This window comes from Mycetocola spongiae (assembly GCF_020424085.1).
In the GTDB taxonomy this organism is placed as follows: domain Bacteria; phylum Actinomycetota; class Actinomycetes; order Actinomycetales; family Microbacteriaceae; genus Mycetocola; species Mycetocola spongiae.
In genome coordinates this window covers 709,058-727,271 of record NZ_CP080203.1, presented here as the reverse complement: position 1 = coordinate 727,271, position 18,214 = coordinate 709,058, and the positions used below count along the sequence as shown (strand labels likewise).

The following is an 18,214-nucleotide window of genomic DNA, read 5'->3' as shown; positions in this document are numbered from 1 at the left end:
GCCGCTTTATGCATTGCCGGGGCAGCCCCGCGGCGTGAGCGCTAGCCCGCGGCCGGTGCGCCGGCCCGCGGGTGTCCGATCCAGGCGACCACCAGGGTGAGCGCCGCGGCCAGGGCGAGCCCGACCGAGAGGTGGAGCAGGAGTGTGGCCGCACCCGTGAGTGCCCCGAGTCCGATCAGGGAGATCGCGAGTACCCGGCGCTGCCAGCGGGCGCCGGTTCCGCCGGCCAGGCGCGAGTCGGCAGCGAGCCCGGTGATTGTGGAGGTGACCACCACGGTGGTGATATCCGCTACCGCCAGGTGGCGAGCGGTGGCGGCCTGGATTCCCATGCCGAGTCCCAGGAGCCCGGTGACCAGGAACTGCACGGTCTCGCTCTCCGCGGCGGGGCTGATCGCGCAGATTACGGCGGTGCCGGCGAGGATGAGGCCGGTGATCGCGATCATCAGCGTGGAGCGTACCGTCCAGCCCTCGGCGATGGGCCGCAGGGCGCGGCCGCCAATCACGGCCCCGATAATGAAGGCTGCCAGCGCGATCAGTGGGCCGACCACGGGCAGATCATCGGCGCCGAGGATTCCCATGCCCAGGATGACGACGTTGCCGGTCATATTTCCGGTGAACACGCGGTCCAGCCCGAGATAGCCCACGGCGTCAATGATTCCGGTGGAAAAGGTAAGGGCGAGCATGAGGATCAGGTGGAGGCGATCCCGGGAGGCGGGTGGTGGCGTGGGCATCTTGGGTCCTTATTCTGTGGTTTCAGGCAACACAAACGGCGCTTCCGGTGGCGCAAATTTTCCGGAAATCCGGTCTTGTTTTGGGTCTGAGGGGTGCGGTACTGTGATCAAAATCCAATTCTGTTCATTGTGAGATTAATGAGAACAACAGTCTATCCCCGGGAGGCCAACCGCAGTGCGGTTTTGGCCCAATTACTTTCCGGAAAAGAATTTGAACGGCAAAACCTGGTCGGCGAGACCGGGCTGAGCCGCGCCACAGTCTTTCGCGTGATTGACGAGATTATGTCGGCAAATCTCGCCCGGGAGGGCGAGATTGTGGTGCGCACCGGCCCCGGCCGGCATGCCACCACGGTGCGCTTTAACGCGGAGGCGGCCCTGGTCTGCGGCGTGGATCTGGGCGGTACCAACTGCCGGATCGTGGTGGCCGATGCGATGGGCAACTCGCTCATCCGCGGGCGCTTTGCCACACCGCGGGATTCCTCCGCAGCCGAGCTAGGATCCTGGATCGCCCGGCACGTCCACTCGCTCGTGGCCAAGACGGCCTCGGGGAGTGAACTCGGTGCCGTGGCGATCGGCGTGCCCGGAGCCGTTTCGGGCGACCGGAGGCGCGTGGTTGGCTCGCATAACCTCGGGCAAATCCTCGGCGAGGATTTCATTCGCGAGGTGACCGCGGCGCTCGGGGTCCCCACCAGGATCGAGAACGATTCCAACCTGGCCCTGCTGGGGGAGCTGCGCTATGGCGAGCTCGCCGAGGATCAGACCACGGTGCTTTTTGCGCTGGGAACCGGACTCGGTTCGGCCGTATCGCTCGACGGGGGCATCCTCGCCGGCGAGACCGGGCTACTCGGCGAATTTGGGCGGCTTCCGGTACCCGGATCCAGCCTGCGCCTGCGTGACCTGCTCTCGGGCGCCGGCCTGCTGGCCACCGCCCGGGCCCGCGGCTATGTGCTGGACTCGGCGCGCGAGATCTTTGACCACCCCGAGAATTTTGGGGATCTTGAATCCGAAATTCACGCGGGTTTGCGGCACCTGGTCTCGATCATCGCGCTGGCCTATGAACCCCGCACGGTGCTCTTCACCGGGGGATTTTCCGAATCGCTCGCCCGCGAGGTATTTTCCGCGACCGCCGCGGCCGTGGAGGAGGCCGTGGGTGTGCGGGCCACCCTGCGCCATGCCGATCTGGAGGATTCCGCCGGACTGCTCGGCGCCCTCGCCGCCTCGCTTGAGGTGCTCTACGGCTCGCTCGGCGTGACCGTGGAACACCTTCCCCTGATCCATATTGACCAAACGCGTGTGGTGGAAAGCCTGCACGCGTGTCCCCTGGGCGCCTAGCGCTCCCACCCAACCCCAGAAAAACGAACGGAATACTGATGCGATCAACAACGAAGTTTTTGGCAACTCTGGCCGTGGGCACCCTCGCCCTGACCGGATGCTCGGCCTCCGCCCCGGAGAGCACCCCGGAAAAGCTCACGATTTGGATGATGACCGGCGGCCCCGGCGATAACGCGCTCATCCAGGAGGTGAACGAGGAGTTTAAGAAGAAGTATCCCGATACCACCGTGAATATCGAGATTCAGCAGTGGGACAGCATCGCGACCAAGCTCACCACCGCCCTAGCCTCGAATAACTCCCCGGATATCGTGGAGATGGGTAACACCCAGACCCCGCTGCAGACCTATTCCGGTGGGCTCAGTAATATCACCGAATATAAAAAGGACTTCGAGGACTCCGCGCAGTGGCTTCCCGGCCTCGCCGCCCCCTCGACATACGACGGCGACCTCTATGCCACCCCGCTCTACGGAGGCACCAAGGTGGTCATGTATAACACCGAACTCTTTACCGCCGCGGGGATCACCACGCCGCCGAGTACGCTCGAGGAGCTACTGGCCAATTGCGATACGCTGGCCGCCTCCCAGGCCGGGGTGGATAGCTTTGCGCCCTTCTATATGCCCGGGCAGTACTGGTTCGCCGGAGCCCCGTTTGTTTTTGCGGCCGGCGGCGAGATCGCCACCGAGAAGGACGGCACCTGGGCCGCCGAGATGTCCTCCGAAAAATCCCAGCGGGGCCTCGCCGACTGGCGTAATTTCCATGAGACCTGCTCGATTCCCTCCTCGGTGGGCGTAAATACCAATAACCCGGATCAGACCCAGCTCTTTGCCGATGGCAAGGCCGCGATGCTGTATGTCAAGGCCTGGGAGCCCGCGAGCGTGCTGGAGAAGAACCCCGCGCTTGAGGGCAAGATCGGGTTCTTTGCGATGCCCGGAAACGAGGCCGACAGGACCCAGCCCGTGATTGTTGCCGGATCCACGATTGGTATTGCCACCCAGAGCAAAAACCAGGAGCAGGCACGCGATTGGCTCACCATCGTCACGGGTAAGAAGTTCCAGCAGCGCATGGCCACCGAGCTGAACCTGCTGCCGATTGTCCCCGAGTTCATCCCCTCCTCCGGGGTAACCGAGCAGCTGCAGATCGCGGCCGAGGCCGCCACCGTCTCCAAGGCGCTGCCCGCGAGCCCCGGCTGGGCCGCACTCGAGAGCGAGCGCTATAACGAGCAGTTCTTCTCGAGCATTGCCGGGGGAGCCGATATTCCCGCCGCCGCGGCCGAGTATGACCGCTATGTGAGTGAAGCGTTGAACTCGCTGAAGCGCTAACGCTCCTAACCTTGTCCTCCTCCCTCCACGCAACGATGCTGAAACGGGTTTAGCCTCATGATAATTTCACCCCCGGCCCCGCCGAAGCGGCGGCGTCCCACGGAGCCGGCGCGCCCCGTGGGCCGCCGCCGCCCGGGATCCCGGATCGGCGGTCCGCGCAGCCTGCCCTACCTCATGGTGGGGCCGGCCGTGCTGATCCTCCTGATCATCCTCGGATTTCCCCTGGTCCGCCTCGCGATGCTCTCCTTCGAGGACTTTGGTCCCCGCTCGCTGTTTACCGGAACGGCCGATTTTATCGGCTTCGGCAACTACCTGAAGATCCTCGGTGATCCCGTGTTCTGGCAGGTGGTGCTGCGCACCGTGGTGGTGACCGTATGCTGCGTGGCCAGCATGATGATCGCCGGATTGGCGCTTGCCCATCTCCTGAAGCGGGTCACCACGTGGGCGCGGCTCACCCTGACCGTGGTGCTGGTCCTGGTCTGGGCGATGCCGATGGTCTCGGCCACCCTGGTCTGGCAGTGGCTGTTCCAGCCGCAATACGGCGTGATGAACTGGATCCTCACCCAGTTTCGTATTTTTGGCGACCTCACCGCGCATGACTGGTTCTCCCGGCCCGGCGAGGGGCTGGCCCTGATCATCCTGCTGATCGTCTGGAAGGGTCTGCCCTTTGTGGTGCTTACGATGTATGCCTCGCTGGGGCAGATCCCCGAGGAACTCTACGAGGCGTCGAGCCTGGACGGCGCGGGCTCCTTCCGTGCCTTCCGTGATATCACTCTGCCCATGATGCGCCCGATCCTGGCGATCCTCATCGTGCTTGAGGTGATCTGGTCGGTGAACTCCTTCACCCCGGTCTGGGTGCTCACCCAGGGTGGGCCCGGGGGACAGACCATGACGCTGGGCGTGTACTCCTATGTCACAGCATTCACCAAAAACGACTATGGGACCGGTGCGGCGATCGCGATGATCACCGTCGCGCTGCTCGCGGTATTCGCGAGCATCTACGTGAAGAAGCTAGCGGCCCAGGGAGGACCCAAATGAGCGCACGAGGTTTTGCCCGGAAAAGCCGGACCCGCGCCAATATCATCGCGCTGATTATCTCCGTGATCCTGGTCTTCCCGGTGTACTGGATGTTTGCCACTTCGCTCAAGTCCCCGGGGCAGATCATGAGCAGCACCCCGCAGTTCCTGCCCTGGCCGATCAGCCTGGATAATTATTCCCGGGCCTTTGACCACGCCGATTTTTGGGTTTTTGCGCGGAACTCGCTGATCGTCTCGCTGGTCACGGTGCTGCTCTCGATGGTGGTATCGCTTGGTGCGGCCGTGGCCGCCGTGCGCTTCCGCTTCCTCGGGCGTCGTGTGCTGCTTGTGGTATTGATCCTGGTGCAGATGATCCCCAGCTCCGCGATGGTCATCCCGCTCTATCTGATGCTGCGCAGCCTAGGGGCGCTGGACTATCTCCCGGGCCTGATCCTCACCTATCTCACGTTTGTCTTGCCGTTTAGCGTGTGGACGCTGCGTGGCTTTGTTGAGGGCATCCCGATCGACCTCGAGGAGGCCGCCATGATCGATGGGTGCAGCCGCTTCCAGTCCTTTGTGAAGGTGCTATTCCCGCTCCTGGCCCCGGGAATTGTGGCCACCTCGATTTTTGCCTTTATTAACGCCTGGGACGACTTCATCTTCGCCTATGTTCTGATGAGCTCCAAGGGCAATTACACGCTGCCGGTCTGGCTCGTTTCATTCCAGACCTCAGAGGGAGTGGACTATGGCGCGATGATCGCGGCCTCGGCAATCTTCTCCCTCCCCGTATTGATCTTCTTCCTCTTTGTTCAGCGCAAGCTGGTCGGCGGCATGACCAGCGGCGCCGTCAAGGGCTAACCCGAAAGACCCCAGATATGACTGATATTTTGAGACTCGCCCAAGGCGTATTATTCCCCGGCGTGGGACGCAAGACCCTGCCGCGCTGGGCCTCGGAACGCCTCGACCGCGGCCTCGGTGGATTTGTGGTTTATGGCAAGGACATCGTGTCCTCCAAGCAGCTGCATGCGCTCACCGCGGAAATCCATCGGCTCGCCCCCGGCGCGATCATCGCGGCGGATGAGGAGGGCGGGGACGTAAACCGCCTGGAGAATAATGGCGGCACGTCCGTGCCGGGTAATTTTGCTCTCGGCCGGGTGGACGATCTGGAACGCACCGAGCGCGCGGCGCAGCAACTCGGGCTCACCCTGGTTCGTGCCGGAATCGATTGGAACCTCGCGCCCGCGGTGGATACCGCCGTAAACCCGTTCAGCCCCAACGGAATCCGCTGCTTCGGCCCGGATCGGGAACGCGTGGCCCAACACTCCGCGGCCTGGGTGCGCGGGCTGCAGGGCGCGGGCGTGAGCGCCTGTGCCAAGCATTTTCCCGGTCACGGTAAGAGCGGCACCGACGCCCACCTGGGCACGCCTCGCTTGGAGATCTCCCGCGAGGAGCTTCTCTCCGGATATCTTGCACCGTTCCGCGCCGCGATTGCCGCGGGGGTGGACAGCATCATGGTCTCCCATGTGCTGCTCACGGAGATCGACGATGTGCCGGCCACCATCTCCCGGGCCGTGCTCACCGGAATCCTGCGCGAGGAGCTGGGATTCACCGGCGTGATCATCACCGATGCGTTGGAGATGCGCGGCATTGCCGATTTTGCGCCGCTCCCCGAGGCCGCCGTGCGCGCGCTGGTGGCCGGGGCCGATGCGCTCTGCCTGGGATCCTGGGCCTTCCAGCGGGACGTGGATGCGGCGGCCGAGGCGATCTGCGCCGCGGTGGCCGACGGAACGCTCCCGCTCGAGCGGCTTCAAGAGGCCAATGAGCGCATCGCGCGGTTGGGTACCCGCCCGCGCGGGGATATCTCCCTGATCGATGACGCGGTTGGTGCGCGGCTCGCCGCCGATGTGGTGCGCTCGCACGGCAATACCCGGCTGGCGGGGGAGAACGTGCTCTTGATCTCCCTGGAGCCCACCCACTCGCCCGCCGCCGGAAGCCCCGGTGGCGCTGTGGCCCCGCTGCTGGCCGGGCGGGGCCAGCGGGTGGAAACCCTGCCGATGGCCGAGGATACCTATAACGGGCTTGGGATGGTGATCGCCGAAACCTCCCAGTTCCGGGATGAATTTGGCGCGGCGGGGGAGGTGGTGCTGCTTATCCGCAGCCCCCACCGCTTTGCCTGGCAGGCCGAGGCAATCGCCGCGATACTGGACACGCATCCCGAGACCATCGTCCTGGATATGGGGGTGCCGCATGAGGATTTCTCGGCCGCGCGCGGCTGGATCCAAACCTTTGGTGCCTCCCGGGTATGCGCGGAGGCCGCCGTTAACGTGCTGCTGGGCGCGGACGGTTGATGGACGCCGGCCGGCTTCTCCGCGGCGCCCAGGACGCCCGGGGGAATCCGCTGTGGCTGCGGATTCGTGCGGGTAAAATCGCGGCACGCGGGGCGGGCGAGCCGCCCGCTCCCGAGCCCGGGGAAATCCTCGAGGACTTGGCGGGGCTGCGGCTGCTCCCGGGGTTGATTGACGTGCACTGCCACGGCGGCGGGGGGTTTGCGATGAACGCGGGCTCACCCGAGGCCGTGGTCGCGGCGGCGCGCGCGCATCTGGCGCATGGAACCACCGCGCTCCTGGCCTCGGTGGGGAGTGGCCCGGCCGAGCGGATGCTCGCGGCGGCCCGCGCGATCGCCGCCGCCATCGACTCGGGGCGGGCCCCCACCGTCCTGGGAATTCACTTCGAGGGGCCGTTCCTCTCGGCCGAGCGGGCGGGCGCACACTCCCCGGAGGTGCTGCGCGCGCCCGATCCCGCATTCCTGGCCGAGTTGCTCGCGGCTTCCGGTGGTTATGCACGCAGTATGACAATCGCCCCGGAGCTCCCCGGCGCCACCGAGCTGATCTCGCTGTTTGCCGATCGCCTGCTTTTTAGTGCGGGGCATACGGCGGTGGATGCCGGGGGTTTTCGGGACAGCGTGGGCGCGGGGGTGAGCGGTATGACCCACGTGTTTAACGCGATGCCCGCGCTGGGTCATCGGGATCCGGGTCCGATCCCGGTGGCGCTGGTGGATGACCGGATGAGCATCGAGGTGATCGCCGATGGCCACCACCTGGCCCCGGAGATTATCGACCTGGTGATCGCCGCGGCGGGGGCGCGGCGCGTCATGCTGATCACCGATGCCTCCGCGGTGGCGGGCCTGGGGGACGGCGAGTTTGACCTGATCGATCGTCGCGTGAGCGTGCGCAACGGTGCCGTGACCCTGCGCGGAAGTGCAACCCTCGCCGGTTCGAGCCTGACCCTGGACCTCGCCCTGGCCCGGCTGCGGGGGCGCGGATATGACTTCCCCGATCTTGCGGAGCTGGGTTCCGGGACCGCCGCGCGGTTCCTCGGCGAGGAGGCGCGTGGACACCTGGAAGTGGGTGCCCGCGCGGATATCATCGCGCTGACCGAGGCCGCCGGGGTGGGGGTCGTATACCTGGCGGGGGAGCCGGTCTTGGGGATAATTCCCGCGGAGACGGGGCATAGCATCAACCGGAGGGGCAGCTCCCGAGGCGGCGGAGCATAAACTCCGCCGCCGCCCCTCCGGGGGCCGAGCCCCCGCCGCGCGGGCGACCCCTCGGCTTTGGCGGGGTGCGGCGATAGGGTGGAAACATGACCACACAGCCCTCTCGCCCCCAGACTCGGATCGACCAGATCGCGGAAGACTGGGTAGACACCCTCGTTCAGCTTGACCCCACCGTCGGAACCTATATCGGGCGTAATGAGGTGAATGATCGCCTCGGCGATTATTCCCCCGCGGGCCTCGAGGCCTCCCGCGCCGCCGCGGTTGCCACGATTGCCGCTCTCGACGCCGAGACGCCCACCGATTCCGTGGACGAGGTGACCCACGCCGATCTGCGCGCGAGCCTCGCCCTGTCCGTGGAGACCCACGACGCGCAGTTGCCCCTGCGCAACCTCAACGTGATCGCCTCGCCCGCCCAGGAGATTCGCGACGGCTTTGACCTGATGCCCACCGAGTCCGAGGAGGACTGGTCGGTGATCGCGCGCCGACTCGACGCCGTACCCGCCGCGATCGCGGGCTATATCAGCACGCTGCGGCTCGGCATCGAGCGGGGCGTCACCCCCGCCCGCCGCCAGGTACTGGAGGTTGCCGATCAGGTGGCCCGCCAGGGCGCAACCGATGGATTCTTCACCGGCTTTGTGGCCGGGGGAGCCGAGGCCCGCCCGGCGAGCCTAAACGCCGACCTGGAGCGCGGGGCCGCCGCCGCGGGCTCCGCCTATCGCAGCCTCGCCGCGTTCCTCACGGAGGACCTGGCCCCCGTGGCCACCACCCGCGATGCGATTGGGCGCGAGAATTATGCGCTCTTCTCGCGCCAGTTCCTCGGTGCCGAGATTGACCTCGACGAGACCTATGAATGGGGCCGCGAGGAGCTGGCCCGCATGGTGAGCGAGCAGGAGAGCGTGGCGCGCGAGATCCTCCCCGGGGCCAGCGTGGAGGAGGCCATTGCCTTCCTCGATCGCGACCCCTCCCGCAAGCTGCACGGCACCGATGCCCTGCAGAAGTGGATGCAGGAGACCAGCGACCGCGCCGTGGCCGAGCTGGGTGCCACCCAGTTTGATATCCCCGAGGAGATTCGCACGCTGGAGTGCATGATCGCCCCCACGCAGGAGGGTGGCATCTATTACACCGGGCCCACCGATGACTTCTCCCGCGCCGGACGCATGTGGTGGTCGGTGCCGCGCGGCGTCACCGAGTTTGATACCTGGCGCGAGCTCACCACGGTCTATCACGAGGGTGTCCCCGGACACCACCTGCAGATCGGCCAGGCCGTATATAACCGCGGCAAGCTGAATACCTGGCGCCGCCAGCTCGCGGGCACCTCGGGGCACGCCGAGGGATGGGCCCTATATGCCGAGCGCCTGATGGAGCAGCTGGGCTATCTTGACGACCCCGCGGATCGTCTCGGCATGCTTGACGGGCAGCGCATGCGCGCCGCCCGCGTGGTGTTGGATATCGGCGTGCACCTGGAAAAGGAGCTGCCCGGCGGTGGCGGCACCTGGGATGCGGCGCATGCGCTGGAGTTCTTTGGCAAAAACGTCAATATGAACGAGGGCTTTGTGAAATTTGAGGTCAACCGCTATCTCGGCTGGCCCGGCCAGGCCCCGTCCTATAAGGTCGGTCAGCGCATCTGGGAGCAGCTGCGCGATGCCTATGCCGCCGCGGCGGGTGAAGCCTTTGATATTCGCGATTTCCACCGCGAGGCCCTGGATATCGGTGGCGTGGGCCTGGATACCCTGCGCGCCACCCTGCTCGGCCGCGGCTAGTGCTGGGTTCCCGGGGTTCGTATGGGCCCCGGGAATCGCCGCTCCGGGCGGCGATCCGGCCCGGGTATCGGGCCCCAAAATTCCGCGCCGGCGGATGCTTTTTCCGCGCGCGGGTGTTGATAAAAATCGTTTCCGAACCCGCGATCCGGAAACCGCGCTCCGACAGATCGTCGGCGGGTTGAAAAGCGGGGCCAAACAGGGTTAGGATGGTGTGTCACATCTGTGACAAATCTATCCGTTCTGCCGCCGCGAAATACCGTGCGTTCATCCATATGGACACCCTGTTCGCGACCGGCCCGAAACCCTGTCCATTCTGGAGCAACCACTAAATGACAAGCGAAACGACCGCCTCGACCCCCAAGCAGGTCGCGATCAACGATATCGGAACTGCTGAAGACTTCCTGGCCGCGGTCGAGAAGACTCTGAAGTTCTTCAACGACGGAGACCTCATCGAGGGAACCGTAGTGAAGATCGACCGCGACGAGGTCCTCCTCGACGTCGGTTATAAGACCGAGGGTGTTATCCCCTCCCGCGAACTTTCCATCAAGCATGATGTTGACCCGAGCGAGGTCGTCAATGTTGGCGACTCGGTCGAGGCCCTCGTTCTCCAGAAGGAGGACAAGGAAGGTCGCCTCATCCTGTCCAAGAAGCGTGCTCAGTACGAGCGTGCCTGGGGCGATGTGGAAAAGATCAAGGACACCGATGGCGTCGTGACCGGTCAGGTCATCGAGGTTGTCAAGGGTGGACTTATCGTTGACATCGGACTCCGCGGATTCCTGCCGGCCTCGCTCATCGAGCTGCGCCGCGTCCGCGACCTGACCCCGTACCTGGGCCAGGAGATCGAGGCCAAGATCCTCGAGCTCGACAAGAACCGCAACAACGTTGTGCTCTCGCGTCGCGCCCTCCTGGAGCAGACTCAGTCCGAGTCGCGCACCACGTTCCTCAACAACCTCCAGAAGGGACAGGTCCGCAAGGGTGTTGTCTCCTCGATCGTCAACTTCGGTGCCTTTGTTGACCTGGGTGGCGTAGACGGTCTCGTCCACGTTTCCGAGCTCAGCTGGAAGCACATTGAGCACGCCTCCGAGGTAGTCGAGGTTGGCCAGGAAGTTACCGTGGAGATCCTCGAGGTTGACCTCGACCGCGAGCGCGTGTCGCTCTCGCTCAAGGCAACCCAGGAAGACCCGTGGCAGGTATTTGCCCGCACCCACGCCATCGGCCAGGTTGCACCGGGTAAGGTCACCAAGCTCGTTCCCTTCGGTGCGTTTGTTCGCGTCGCCGACGGCATCGAGGGCCTCGTTCACATCTCCGAGCTCTCCGGCAAGCACGTTGAGCTCGCCGAGCAGGTTGTCTCGGTTGGCGAAGAGGTCTTCGTGAAGGTCATCGACATCGACCTCGAGCGTCGCCGCATCTCGCTGAGCCTCAAGCAGGCCAACGAGGGTGTAGACCCCGAGGGCACCGAGTTCGACCCGGCACTCTACGGAATGCTCACCGAGTACGACGAGCAGGGTAACTATAAGTACCCCGAGGGCTTCGACTCCGAGACCAACGAGTGGCGCGAGGGCTTCGAGACCCAGCGCGAGAAGTGGGAGCAGGACTACGCTGCCGCCCAGGCTCGTTGGGAGCTGCACAAGAAGCAGGTTGCCGCCGCAGCGATCGAGGAAGCAAACGCTCCCGACGTCCCCGCCGGTGCATCCACCTTCTCGAGCGAGTCGGCTGGCGCCGGCACCCTCGCGGACGACGAGTCGCTCGCCGCTCTGCGCGAGAAGCTCTCCAGCACCAACTAACTAGCACCAACTAATCGGCTCTAGCCGATTGGCTGGTCCGCCGGTCAAAACGGGTCGTTCCTCCCTCGGGAGGGGCGGCCCGTTTTGTTTTGCCCGCGCGCCGCCGTGGAGCGAATGCTAGTGTGTGAGGGCACCCATCCGGGGTGGCAGAGGGAGTCGCAACGCGTGTATCTGATCGGCCTGACCGGCGGCATCGCCTCCGGTAAATCCACCATTTCCCGCCGCCTCGCCGCACGTGGAGCCGTGCACCTCGACGCCGACCGCATCGCCCGCGAGGTGGTTGAGCCCGGCACGCCCGCCCTCGATGCAATCCGCGAACGCTTCGGGAGTGACGTCATCTCCGCGGATGGATCGCTGAATCGCCCCGCCCTGGGTGCCATCGTATTTCGCGATCCCGAGGAGCTCGCGGCACTGAACGCGATAGTGCATCCCGCCGTGCAGGCGCGCACCCGCGCCCTCTTCGCCGAGGCCGAGCGGGCCACGCCCGGCGCCATCGTGATCTACGATGTGCCGCTGCTTGTGGAGGCCAAGCTGCCCTATGACTTTGATCGGGTGGTGGTGGCCGAGGCCGATCCCGAGGTACGCGTGGAGCGCATGATTCGGCTGCGCGGAATGGAGGAGGCCGAGGCGCGCAGGCGCATCGCCGCGCAGGCCAGCGATGCCGAGCGCCGCGCGATCGCCGATGTCATCATCCCCACCGGGGGAACCCTCGCCGAAACCCGCGCGGCCACCGATGCCTTCGCGGCAACCCTGCCCTGGCCTGCCGGCACGCGGGTGCGCCGACTCTAGGCGACGTCGGCGGCGAGCAGCGCCACCACCACGCTGTTATTTTTGGTGGACTGCGTGCCCACCCGGTGAAAGCCCAGCCGCTGATGGAACGCGAGAGAACGCGGATTGGGCGGCTCCAGATTTACCTCGCACGTGATCTCGGCCAGGCCCGCCGCGACGGCGGCCGCAAATACGGCGCGATAGAGCACCGGGCCCAGGCCCAGGCTGCGCGCGTCCTCCGCGACCACAATCCGATCCACGTAGAGGAAATTTTCGCCGCGCCCGGAGAACCAGAGATAATTCTCGCTGGCGTAGTCCGCGCCCGGGGCGAAGGCGAGAATAAATCCCAGGATTATATCGGGTGAGTCCTCGGCCACCACGGCGAGGGCCACCCGTGCGCCCCGGATCAGGGTGGCCAGTTCCGGGGCCGTCAGGGCATTTACGGCGGGTACCGCGGCGTTATTCAGCGCCAGAAGCGCGTATAGCTCGGCCGGGTTCTCGGGGTGTAATGCGCGGGTGAGTGGGTTCACCCCTCCAGTCTAGGCTCCCGCGGGGTGGCCCCCATCCGGCAATAGCAGACAGCCGTGCCCGCGCAGTGGATCGCTGCTGTTATGAAGGGGGGAGGGGTGGCGACCGTCACCGCGGGAGGGTGATGACTCATCATGAAAAAACTGTATATTGCCGCACTGTGCTATCTGATCGCCGGGCTCGGGGCGGGGGTGTTTTATCGCGAGTTCACGAAGCTGAATGATTTTCACGGCGATACCCAGCTCTCGGTGGCCCATACCCACCTCCTGGCCCTGGGAATGCTGGTATTTCTGATTGCACTCGCACTGGATCGGGTTTTTGACCTCTCCGGCGAGGACCTGTTTAACTCGTTTTTCTGGCTGTATAACGCTGGGCTGATCATCGCCGTGGGAATGATGTTCACACACGGCATCATGCAGGTCTACGGCGTCCCCGATTCCGCGGCGATCTCCGGAATTGCCGGGCTGGGTCACATCATTCTCTCGCTTGGCCTGGTGCTGTTTTTTGTGGTCCTCGGGCGCCGCGTGGGCGATCTGGCGGAGGAGCGCTCCGCGACGGCCGAGGATACGCCGGCGCAGCCCTAGGCGGAGGCCGTCACCGCGGGTGTGTTTTTATCCCGGCGTGCCCGTTCGCGGCGGGCACCGAGCCCCAGAAGGACCAGGCCCAGTGCCGTCCAGCCGGCCAGGACCAGCCACGGGCCCGCGGTCGGGGCATCCGGGAAATAGGAGATATTGCGCAGCAGGGTCGCGGATGCGCCCGGAACAAAATATTGGCCGATGGCACCCCACGCGCCCGGGAGGAAACTCGCGGGCGCGGTGGCGGCGGAGATCGGGTTACCCACAAAGAGGGTGATCACCGCGCCGACCCCGATACCGGCCGGGCCGATCAGGGTGGCAAGGCCCACGATCAGGGCCGAGGTGGCCAGCAGCGCGGCACCCGCGGCCGCGGCGTTGAGGAGCAGGGACCCCTGGAGGATCCCCAGCGGCCCCTGGAGCAGTACCGCGATCAGTGCGCCGCCGATCGCGGCATAGGCCAGCAGTGCGGTCAGGCGTCGCCGCGCCCCCACCACCGCGCCGGCGATCAGGACGCCGCCGATCATTCCCCCCAGCGTGAGTGGGAAGGCGGCGGTGGTGAGCCCGGCCCCGCGCGGATCGGAGTCGCTCAGCGGCACAATATCGGTGAGCGCCACGGTGGCCCCCGGTATCTTTTCGGAGAGTGTCTGTTCCAGCTCCGCGCGCACGCTGCCAAGCATCGTATCGATCACGGGGCTGCCCGCGGAGGCCGTGAGTACCTCGGGCTGGGCGCCCAGGATGATCGCGCCGGCGACCTCGCGGGTGTGGATATCGCGCACGGCCTGGGCCCGGTCCGTCGCGGGCACGAGGGTGAATATCTCGCCCGCGAGGGCCTGCTCAATCGGGGCAGTTTGGGTCTCGGGGCCCACGAGGGCCAGCCGAATATCGCGCGGCTCGGAGGTGACGCTGGGCCAGGTGAAGGCCAGCAGCAATACGCCCACCACGGCGCTGGCCGCGAGGGCCAGGCCGAGGGTGCGCTTCCAGCTGCTGACCGGCGGGACGGGTGTGGTCATCGGGACTCCTTAAAAAGAATGAACGTTCTTTATTGTGCGCAAGCGTGTGCCTCTTGTCAAGAACGAACGTTCGGTTTAGGGTGGCGGTATGCCCAGAGTGAGTGATGAATATCGGGAGCGCAAGCGTTCCGAGATTGCCCAGGCGGCCCTGCGCTGCTTTGCCCGGCGCGGCTTTCAGGCCACGTCCATGGCCGATATCATCGCCGAGTCCGGGCTCTCCGCGGGGGCGATTTACGGCCACTATAAAAATAAGGACGACCTGATCGAGGCCGTGGCCGGCGAGGTGCTCACCGTGCGCTGGTCCCTGATTGAGGGCATGAACTCGGGGGAGTCGATCCCCCCGCCCCACGAGATGATGCGCGCGATTTTTGTGGATTTCCCCGAGGATTTTGTGGAGTTTGGGCTGGTGGTGCAGGTCTGGTCCGAGGCCGTTGTGGAGGAGGCGCTGCATGTGCACGCTATCCGCGCGATCGACGGTTTTATCGGCTATTTCTCCGCGTATTTGGAGCGCTGGTTTATCCAGGATCGCGGCCTGGATGCCGAGCGGGCGCGGCGCCATGCCGCACGGCTCGCGCCCGGGCTGGCCTCGCTGGGGCAGGGATTCATCCTGCAATCGGCCCTGCTCCCGGGCTTCGACCCCGAGGCCTATCTGGACTCCCTGGAGTCCTTCCTCGCGTTCCCCGAGGTGCGGGCGGCCTGATCGCCCCCGTTAGTCGCGCGGGGCGAACTCGGGGAGGAGGGACAGCCCCGTGCGCTCCTCGCTCAGCGACCAGATGCGCGCAGCCAGGTTTTCGGCGCGCAGGCGGCGGGGGAGCCGCGCGCGCACCGGGGCCCCGCGGCTCGCGAGGAACCGCGGCCCCCAGAGGGAGCCGCCCTGCGCCGCCGGATCCAGCGTGGCGCGGACCGCGGGCCAGGCCCCGGCATCCTTTCCCTGGAAGAGGAGGCGCGCTGTGCGCGCCCGGAGCGGGGCCCACGGCCGATACGGGGGCGCGGGCTCGCGGCGCGGGCCGAGTTCGTCCAGGGCCACCCCCGGCTGGGCGATCAGGCTGCGCGTTCCCATGCCGGCCGCGCGCAGGCGGCGATCCAGCTCCCGGGCCGTGAGCATCTGCGCGTATTTGGAGGCGGTATAGGTGGCCAGCCCCGCATAGGAGCCCGCCCGGTGATCCACGTCCCGCGGGTCAAGCCGGGCCACCAGATAGCCCAGGCTGCCCATCGTGATGATGCGCGCCCCGGGCCGGCGCTCCAGGGCGTCCAGCACGCGTGCAATGAGGGCAAAATTTCCCAGCTGATTGGTGCCAAAGACGAGTTCCTCACCCGCGCGGGTCTCGGCGCGGGTGTCCACAATCTTGGCCCCGCCGTTGAGGATCAGGCCGTCCACGCGGGGAAGCGCACGGATATCCGCCGCCGCCGCGGTGATGCTCGCGGGATCGGCCAGGTCGAGGCGGATAAAACCGAGGCGGCCGTGGGGCTTATGGGCACTCAGGGTGGTGATCGCCGCGGCGGCCCGCTCCTCGCTGCGGCAGGCGAGGATGACCTCGGCCCCGGTATCCAGCAATTGCTCGGCGATAAAAAACCCGATGCCCGCGTTGCCGCCGGTCACCACGAAGGTTTTTTCGGGGGAGTGGGGCAGATTGGCGGGGGTCCACGGATGCATACTGCGACGCTACCGCGTGCGCGCCCGGCGCGCACGAATCCACCCGTGTAGCCCGTGGCGAACATTCGCGCCAATGTCGGTGGTGGTGCCTAGACTTGAGGCATGGAACCCACCCGTTCAGTCCGCCCGTTTGAGGTCATCAGCGAATATACCCCGAGCGGTGATCAGCCCGCCGCCATTGCCGATCTTGCGCAGCGTATCAACGCCGGTGAGGCCGACGTGGTGCTATTGGGTGCCACGGGTACCGGTAAGTCCGCCACCACCGCCTGGCTCATCGAGCAGGTGCAGCGGCCCACGCTGGTGATGGCGCATAATAAAACGCTTGCTGCCCAGCTGGCCAATGAGTTCCGCGAGCTCTTACCCAATAACGCCGTGGAATATTTTGTCTCCTATTACGATTATTACCAGCCCGAGGCCTACGTCCCGCAGACCGATACCTTCATCGAAAAAGACTCCTCGGTCAACGCCGAGGTGGAGCGCCTGCGCCACTCCACCACCAATTCGCTGCTGAGTCGGCGCGATGTGGTGGTGGTCTCCACGGTGTCGTGTATCTATGGCCTGGGTGCGGCCGAGGAGTATTTAGAGGCCATGGTGGCGCTGCAGGTGGGCGAAAATGTGGGGCGGGACCGCCTCATTCGCCGCTTTGTGGGGATGCAGTACAACCGCAACGATATCGATTTTTCCCGCGGAAACTTCCGGGTGCGCGGCGATACCATCGAGATCATTCCGGTCTATGAGGAGCTCGCCATTCGCATCGAGCTTTTTGGCGATGAGATCGAGGCCATCTATTCGCTGCACCCGCTCACGGGCGAGATCGTGCAGAAGCTTGATGCCATTTCCGTATTCCCGGCCACCCACTACGCCGCGAGCCCCGAGACCATGCAGCGCGCCATGAAAACCATCGAGGAGGAGCTTGAGATTCGGCTCGAGGAGCTTGAGGGCCAGGGCAAGCTGCTCGAGGCCCAGCGGCTGCGCATGCGCACCACGTTTGACCTCGAGATGATGCAGCAGATTGGTTTCTGCTCCGGCATCGAGAACTACTCGCGCCATATTGACGCCCGCAGTCCCGGCGAGGCCCCCAACTGCCTGCTCGATTATTTCCCCGATGACTTCCTCACCGTTATCGACGAGTCCCACGTCACCGTTCCGCAGATCGGCGCGATGTTTGAGGGTGATGCCTCGCGCAAGCGCACGCTGGTAGACCACGGTTTCCGCCTGCCCAGCGCCATGGATAACCGCCCGCTGACGTTCTCCGAGTTTAAAAACCGCGTGGGCCAGACCGTATACCTCTCGGCCACCCCGGGCAAATACGAGATGGGCATCGCCGATGGCGTGGTGGAGCAGATCATCCGCCCCACGGGCCTGATCGACCCCGAGATCATCCTGAAGCCCTCGGAGGGGCAGATCGACGACCTGCTGGAGGAGATCCGCGCCCGGGCCGAGCGCGATGAGCGCGTCCTGGTCACCACCCTCACCAAAAAAATGGCCGAGGAGCTCACCGACTTCCTCACCGAGGCCGGTGTCCGGGTGCGCTATCTGCACTCCGATGTGGATACCCTGCGCCGCGTGGAGCTGCTGACCGAGCTGCGCCAGGGTGTTTATGACGTCCTGGTGGGCATCAACCTGCTGCGGGAGGGTCTGGACCTTCCCGAGGTATCGCTGGTGGCCATCCTGGATGCCGATAAGGAGGGCTTCCTGCGCTCCTCCACATCGCTGATCCAGACCATCGGTCGTGCGGCCCGAAACGTCTCGGGTCAGGTGCATATGTATGCCGATAAGATCACTCCCTCCATGCGGCAGGCCATCGACGAGACCGATCGTCGCCGCGAAAAGCAGGTGGCCTATAACACCTTGCACGGCATCGACCCTCAGCCGCTGCGCAAGAAGATCGCCGATATCACCGATCAGCTGCTGCGCGAGGGCGCGGATACCGCCGAGTTGCTCGCGGGCAAATACGACGAAAAGAAAAAATCCCCCACCCCGCAGCTGCGCCGCGAGGGCATCGCGGCCGAGGGCGCCGCCGAGCTGGAATCGCTGATCGGCGATCTTAACGCGCAGATGCTCGCGGCCGCGGCCGAGCTGAAATTTGAGCTCGCGGGCCGGCTTCGCGATGAGGTGCAGGACCTCAAAAAGGAGCTCCGCCAAATGTCCAAGGCGGGCCATATCTAGCGGATTTACCAAGAG

16 protein-coding genes are annotated in these 18,214 nt (G+C 65.5%); 12 read left to right on the top strand and 4 right to left on the bottom strand.

From position 1 onward, the window contains the following. Window positions 1–41 precede the first annotated feature (41 nt). Window positions 42–731, bottom strand: coding sequence for a YoaK family protein (locus KXZ72_RS03450; protein WP_226082337.1), 690 nt, complete (start codon window positions 729–731; stop codon window positions 42–44). A gap of 267 nt (window positions 732–998) precedes the next feature. Between KXZ72_RS03450 and KXZ72_RS03445 the strand changes: the two genes are divergently transcribed. The 9 genes from KXZ72_RS03445 to coaE all read left to right on the top strand — a co-directional run bounded on the left by KXZ72_RS03445 (window position 999) and on the right by coaE (window position 12,284). Beyond that, entirely contained in the window at window positions 999–2,063 is a 1,065-nt protein-coding gene (locus KXZ72_RS03445) for an ROK family protein (protein WP_226082336.1), read from the top strand. A 59-nt stretch (window positions 2,064–2,122) separates the two neighbouring features. Then, window positions 2,123–3,382: an extracellular solute-binding protein gene (locus KXZ72_RS03440; protein ID WP_226082335.1), complete on the top strand. Its 1,260-nt coding sequence runs from the start codon at window positions 2,123–2,125 to the stop codon at window positions 3,380–3,382. A 57-nt stretch (window positions 3,383–3,439) separates the two neighbouring features. Next, window positions 3,440–4,420: a carbohydrate ABC transporter permease gene (locus KXZ72_RS03435; RefSeq protein ID WP_226082334.1), complete on the top strand. Its 981-nt coding sequence runs from the start codon at window positions 3,440–3,442 to the stop codon at window positions 4,418–4,420. Then, window positions 4,417–5,256, top strand: coding sequence for a carbohydrate ABC transporter permease (locus tag KXZ72_RS03430; RefSeq protein ID WP_226082333.1), 840 nt, complete (start codon window positions 4,417–4,419; stop codon window positions 5,254–5,256). Before KXZ72_RS03435 ends, KXZ72_RS03430 begins: the two co-directional genes overlap by 4 nt. 17 nt (window positions 5,257–5,273) lie before the next feature. Continuing rightward, window positions 5,274–6,746: a glycoside hydrolase family 3 protein gene (locus tag KXZ72_RS03425; RefSeq protein ID WP_226082332.1), complete on the top strand. Its 1,473-nt coding sequence runs from the start codon at window positions 5,274–5,276 to the stop codon at window positions 6,744–6,746. Continuing rightward, window positions 6,746–7,951, top strand: coding sequence for an N-acetylglucosamine-6-phosphate deacetylase (locus tag KXZ72_RS03420; RefSeq protein ID WP_226083414.1), 1,206 nt, complete (start codon window positions 6,746–6,748; stop codon window positions 7,949–7,951). The genes KXZ72_RS03425 and KXZ72_RS03420 overlap by 1 nt, the downstream gene beginning before the upstream one ends. An 86-nt stretch (window positions 7,952–8,037) precedes the next feature. Further along, window positions 8,038–9,711 carry a DUF885 domain-containing protein gene (locus KXZ72_RS03415; RefSeq protein ID WP_226082331.1) on the top strand — a complete coding sequence of 558 codons (1,674 nt, stop codon included), beginning with the start codon at window positions 8,038–8,040 and terminating at the stop codon, window positions 9,709–9,711. Window positions 9,712–10,040: 329 nt separating this feature from the next. Then, the gene (rpsA, locus tag KXZ72_RS03410) at window positions 10,041–11,495 is read left to right on the top strand and encodes a 30S ribosomal protein S1 (RefSeq protein ID WP_226082330.1); all 1,455 of its coding nucleotides are present in this window, start codon (window positions 10,041–10,043) and stop codon (window positions 11,493–11,495) included. Window positions 11,496–11,660: 165 nt separating this feature from the next. After that, on the top strand, window positions 11,661–12,284 hold the full coding sequence (gene coaE / locus KXZ72_RS03405) for a dephospho-CoA kinase (protein WP_226082329.1): 624 nt from the start codon (window positions 11,661–11,663) through the stop codon (window positions 12,282–12,284). On the opposite strand, the gene KXZ72_RS03400 is transcribed toward coaE, so the two are convergent. Beyond that, the gene (locus KXZ72_RS03400) at window positions 12,281–12,793 is read right to left on the bottom strand and encodes a GNAT family N-acetyltransferase (protein ID WP_226082328.1); all 513 of its coding nucleotides are present in this window, start codon (window positions 12,791–12,793) and stop codon (window positions 12,281–12,283) included. The genes coaE and KXZ72_RS03400 overlap by 4 nt on opposite strands. 132 nt (window positions 12,794–12,925) lie before the next feature. On the opposite strand from KXZ72_RS03400, the gene KXZ72_RS03395 reads away from it, so the two are divergent. Next, window positions 12,926–13,375 (top strand): DUF2871 domain-containing protein, encoded by a 450-nt coding sequence (locus KXZ72_RS03395; RefSeq protein ID WP_226082327.1) that lies wholly within the window; start codon window positions 12,926–12,928, stop codon window positions 13,373–13,375. Here the strand turns inward: KXZ72_RS03395 and KXZ72_RS03390 are convergent. After that, window positions 13,372–14,376: a hypothetical protein gene (locus tag KXZ72_RS03390; RefSeq protein WP_226082326.1), complete on the bottom strand. Its 1,005-nt coding sequence runs from the start codon at window positions 14,374–14,376 to the stop codon at window positions 13,372–13,374. The genes KXZ72_RS03395 and KXZ72_RS03390 overlap by 4 nt on opposite strands. Before the next feature lie 88 nt (window positions 14,377–14,464). Between KXZ72_RS03390 and KXZ72_RS03385 the strand changes: the two genes are divergently transcribed. Further along, the gene (locus KXZ72_RS03385; RefSeq protein WP_226082325.1) at window positions 14,465–15,076 is read left to right on the top strand and encodes a TetR/AcrR family transcriptional regulator; all 612 of its coding nucleotides are present in this window, start codon (window positions 14,465–14,467) and stop codon (window positions 15,074–15,076) included. Window positions 15,077–15,085: 9 nt separating this feature from the next. Here the strand turns inward: KXZ72_RS03385 and KXZ72_RS03380 are convergent, their stop codons facing one another. After that, on the bottom strand, window positions 15,086–16,030 hold the full coding sequence (locus tag KXZ72_RS03380) for an SDR family NAD(P)-dependent oxidoreductase (RefSeq protein WP_226082324.1): 945 nt from the start codon (window positions 16,028–16,030) through the stop codon (window positions 15,086–15,088). A gap of 102 nt (window positions 16,031–16,132) precedes the next feature. Between KXZ72_RS03380 and uvrB the strand changes: the two genes are divergently transcribed. Further along, window positions 16,133–18,199 (top strand): excinuclease ABC subunit UvrB, encoded by a 2,067-nt coding sequence (uvrB, locus tag KXZ72_RS03375; RefSeq protein WP_226082323.1) that lies wholly within the window; start codon window positions 16,133–16,135, stop codon window positions 18,197–18,199. Window positions 18,200–18,214: the final 15 nt, after the last annotated feature.

What these genes read in the sequence shown, in the direction of transcription:
- KXZ72_RS03450 (WP_226082337.1), bottom strand. Translation starts at nt 731, where the DNA reads ATGCCCACGCCACCACCCGCCTCCCGGGATCGCCTCCACCTGATCCTC.
- KXZ72_RS03435 (WP_226082334.1), top strand. Translation starts at nt 3,440, where the DNA reads ATGATAATTTCACCCCCGGCCCCGCCGAAGCGGCGGCGTCCCACGGAG.
- KXZ72_RS03430 (WP_226082333.1), top strand. Translation starts at nt 4,417, where the DNA reads ATGAGCGCACGAGGTTTTGCCCGGAAAAGCCGGACCCGCGCCAATATC.
- KXZ72_RS03425 (WP_226082332.1), top strand. Translation starts at nt 5,274, where the DNA reads ATGACTGATATTTTGAGACTCGCCCAAGGCGTATTATTCCCCGGCGTG.
- KXZ72_RS03420 (WP_226083414.1), top strand. Translation starts at nt 6,746, where the DNA reads ATGGACGCCGGCCGGCTTCTCCGCGGCGCCCAGGACGCCCGGGGGAAT.
- KXZ72_RS03415 (WP_226082331.1), top strand. Translation starts at nt 8,038, where the DNA reads ATGACCACACAGCCCTCTCGCCCCCAGACTCGGATCGACCAGATCGCG.
- rpsA (WP_226082330.1), top strand. Translation starts at nt 10,041, where the DNA reads ATGACAAGCGAAACGACCGCCTCGACCCCCAAGCAGGTCGCGATCAAC.
- KXZ72_RS03395 (WP_226082327.1), top strand. Translation starts at nt 12,926, where the DNA reads ATGAAAAAACTGTATATTGCCGCACTGTGCTATCTGATCGCCGGGCTC.
- KXZ72_RS03390 (WP_226082326.1), bottom strand. Translation starts at nt 14,376, where the DNA reads ATGACCACACCCGTCCCGCCGGTCAGCAGCTGGAAGCGCACCCTCGGC.
- KXZ72_RS03385 (WP_226082325.1), top strand. Translation starts at nt 14,465, where the DNA reads ATGCCCAGAGTGAGTGATGAATATCGGGAGCGCAAGCGTTCCGAGATT.
- KXZ72_RS03380 (WP_226082324.1), bottom strand. Translation starts at nt 16,030, where the DNA reads ATGCATCCGTGGACCCCCGCCAATCTGCCCCACTCCCCCGAAAAAACC.
- uvrB (WP_226082323.1), top strand. Translation starts at nt 16,133, where the DNA reads ATGGAACCCACCCGTTCAGTCCGCCCGTTTGAGGTCATCAGCGAATAT.